Origin of the sequence: Paraburkholderia sp. GAS448, assembly GCF_050435685.1 — a bacterium.
Taxonomy (GTDB): domain Bacteria; phylum Pseudomonadota; class Gammaproteobacteria; order Burkholderiales; family Burkholderiaceae; genus Paraburkholderia.
In genome coordinates, this window is sequence record NZ_JBNDKT010000112.1 from 1 (window position 1) to 3336 (window position 3336).

Below are 3336 nucleotides of genomic sequence, written 5' to 3' on the forward strand. Positions count from 1 at the left end.
CAAATTACCGCGGCGGTCATTCAATGCCCATAGCGGCCACCGCCTGTGGAGCGGTTTAGCACAAACATTTTTTTGATTACCGGTCGCGGATCAGGGTCCGACGATATCGCGATGCGCTGGCTGCCGCGACCGCCAACCAAAAAAATCTCTGCCGTATGTGCTTACCCACATACTGTGCGGTGAAAGCCGCATGCTGCGTTCTTCGGGGGCCGTGTTTCCGGGAGGGAGCGCGGCTACCCTCTTAAAACAGTGGGCGAATGCGTGTCTAATCTCGTCTTTTCCGCGACGCAAGCAATGGGAGAGAAAGGCATCCTCAGTATTGAAGAAGCATTTGGTGATCTGCGGGACCCACGTAGCCGAACGCCTGCATACAGCCTGACGGAGATACTGGTGGTGGCGCTGTGCGCGATCCTTTCGGGGGCCGATAGCTGGCTGGGCATGCAGGTATGGGGAGAGACGAAACTTGACTGGTTGCGCCGCTACGTTCCGCTGGTGCATGGCATCCCGTCACATGACACGCTTGGCCGGGTCTTTGCCGCACTGAACTCCCGGCAGTTCGAGGCCTGCTTCATACGCTGGATAAGCAGCCTGTGTCCAGCGCTGGCTGGACAAGGTCGTGTCGATCGCCGGCAAGACGGTACGCGGCTCACATCAGCGCGGCGAACGTGCCATCCATCTGGTTTCAGCCTATGGCAGCGGCCTGGGTGTCGTGCTCGGACAGGTACGCACGGCCGACAAGTCCAACGAAATAACAGCGATACCCGAGCTGCTCGACGCCCTGCAACTCAAAGGCGCAATCGTGACGATCGACGCGATGGGTTGCCAGCGTAACATTGCCGCACGGATTCTTGATGCCGGCGCCGATTATGTGCTGGCGGTGAAGGAGAACCAGCCGACGCTGCTCGCACGTATGCGCACCGCGCTCCAGGCCATTGACAGCTTCCCTGACGGCTATCGCAAACTTGCCGCCGCAAGCGAGCACTGCGAAGTCGAAAAAGGCCACGGGCGCATAGAGACACGCCGCTGCCTTGTCACGGACATTCTGGCCAACCCGCAGTTTGAGCCCGAACTCTGGCCCGGGATGCGCTCGATCGTGATGATCGAGTCCACGCGTGAAATCCGCGACAGCGCCGCAACGGAGCACCGCTTTTATGTGTCCAGTCTGCCGCCCGACGCGGCACACATCGCACACGCTGTACGTGCCCACTGGGCTATCGAAAACAGCTCACACTGGGTGCTCGATATGACTTTCGCTGAAGACCAGTGCCGCGTGCGCGTCGACAATGCCGCACAGAACTCGCGCCCAGATCCTTGGCTGGTAAGGCCCTTCATGCGAAAGCCCTGGGAACCGAATTTTGTGGCAAGCCAGTTTCGGAATTGTCCTATAGACGCGAATCGCAGCGAATTATATTTTCATTTTTCTGAATCGTCAGAGGATTGTCGATGCAACGAATGGGTGACGTGTTGGTGGTGGCTGGTGTCATTGCGGTGGCAGGGGCTCAGTCGGATGACTTTCTCGATAATGTAGGTAAGCTCATCACCCAAGCTATTACGCTCCCATCCTCTCTGCTTGCCGTCGTGGACAAACGGAAATCCGCTCCGCCGGGCAATGAAGAGCGCGATGGCGATGGCGATGGCGATGGCGATGGCGTACAGTCTGCGCCCTCAGGGAGCCGGGAGGGCACTGCTATTCGCGAAGAACACCCAGACGATCCGCCTTTGGCGGAACGGAAGGCTACGACTCGACGCTGAATGGCAAGGTGCTGACGCTCGCCATTCAGGAGGCCGTGAACCGGCTCGTCGCACAAGTTAATGCGGGGGCGCTGACGCAGGCGAAATAACCCTATTCAGCCACGCGGAACCAGACACCAGATAATCGAAAATGAAAACAGAACAACTGAACGTTCAACGGCTAGACAGGCGTTGGCGACTGATGTCGCCGCTGCATCAGGCGTTTGTGACTGAACTGGGCCGCGCGGGAGCCAGCGACGCGGCCTTCACGCTGGCGCTCGTGCTCACGAGGGTACTGAATACATGGTCCTACAAGTCTTTTTCCGCATATGCGGCCGCACAAGAATCGGGCCTCTCGCAGCCGGAGTTGACGCGTGCGGTCAAAGAACTTGCTGATCTCGGCGCGCTGGATATCAGGAAGAAGGCTTGCCTGGGCCGCTGTATGACCATGTACCGGCTGGGCAAGGCGACGGTGTCACACACGGGCGCCTTCGTGGCGCCCGCTGAAGATGCGGAAACAGCACACGGTCACGCCGATCGATGAAGCACAAGCAGGCGCGATCTTTACCATTCGAAACTAGTCTTCAACGCTGCCACATGGCCCGAACATCCCACCGCACCGCACTCAAGCACCGCCGCAAACCGCTCACAAAGGACATGCTGCTGCCGCTGTCCGCCGCCAGGGTCCGCGCGCTGTCGCTTGAATACCATCTGGCACTCGCGGCGATACGCGGCGGCCATGGCAGTGAGGAAGTGGTCATCAAGCTGGTGCGGGTTCTTTATCTGACCTGGTTCATACACGATGGTGCGCGGGGACGGCCGGATGCTGAGGTGTTTCGTGAAGCCGAAGCCGCCTTGTCACGCAGTGCGATGCACGCGCAGCAGCATCAGCAATGGATGCTGCCAGATCCGGATCACCGTGTGCTCGGCGACATCCTCGCCTTACATGATCAGCAACTGGCCTTGCTTCCATCGCACCGGTACACCGAGGCCTGGGAGCGGGCACGGCGCTTCGTGCTTGGCGACACCTTGTCGCCGATACCGGATTGATTGACAGCGGCGCCACCGCGGCAGGGACCTGAAATGACGAACGCAGAACAGAAGCCGCCCCTCACGCCGGCGAAAGTGCTGGCCTGCATGACGCCCGGCACGCCGTACACGGGACGGCAGATCGCGCGCCTGGCAGGCTACAGCACCGCGGAGGTGCTGAAGGTGCTGTACGGGTGTGTCGCAAGGGGCATGGTCAGGCAGACCCGCGACGGCGGGCACAGTGTCTACTGCGTGCCGACGGAAGAGGACATCCGGCACGAGCGTGAGCGGGCGGACCGGTATGCGCTGCCGACAGCCATCCTCCAGGGCTACGACGCCGCGAACCGCCGCTTCCAGGAAGCGTGCATGGCCAGTCGCCGGCCGCTATCAGGCCAGGCCGCGTCCATCCCCACGGCCCCCCGCACAAAACGGAAACAGCGAACATGAACGATCTTGAATGCCCTCACCACCTATCAATTTCCTAACGAGGCTCCGCCTCAGACCGACGAGTGGTATGGGTGACTGGGTGGCGCTGGAGGTGTAGGGTGGCTCCGGTCGAGCCGGCTGGGACAAGCC

General features: G+C 60.7%; 4 protein-coding genes and 2 pseudogenes. All 6 read left to right on the forward strand.

Going from position 1 to position 3336, the window contains the following annotated elements:
* Positions 1-294 precede the first annotated feature (294 nt).
* Positions 295-540: pseudogene (locus P3T23_RS47280) on the forward strand (transposase family protein); the annotation flags it as partial.
* Positions 541-616: 76 nt separating this feature from the next.
* Positions 617-1528, forward strand: a complete 912-nt coding sequence (locus P3T23_RS47285) for an ISAs1 family transposase (protein WP_429322891.1) — start codon at positions 617-619, stop codon at positions 1526-1528.
* Positions 1529-1715: 187 nt separating this feature from the next.
* Positions 1716-1841 (forward strand): annotated as a pseudogene (locus tag P3T23_RS47290) (CsgG/HfaB family protein); the annotation flags it as partial.
* A gap of 41 nt (positions 1842-1882) precedes the next feature.
* A complete protein-coding gene (locus P3T23_RS47295; protein WP_429322892.1) occupies positions 1883-2275 on the forward strand; it encodes a hypothetical protein in 393 nt (130 codons plus the stop codon).
* Positions 2272-2781, forward strand: coding sequence for a hypothetical protein (locus tag P3T23_RS47300; RefSeq protein ID WP_429322893.1), 510 nt, complete (start codon positions 2272-2274; stop codon positions 2779-2781). Before P3T23_RS47295 ends, P3T23_RS47300 begins: the two co-directional genes overlap by 4 nt.
* A 33-nt stretch (positions 2782-2814) precedes the next feature.
* The gene (locus P3T23_RS47305) at positions 2815-3207 is read left to right on the forward strand and encodes a hypothetical protein (RefSeq protein WP_429322894.1); all 393 of its coding nucleotides are present in this window, start codon (positions 2815-2817) and stop codon (positions 3205-3207) included.
* Positions 3208-3336 lie beyond the last annotated feature (129 nt).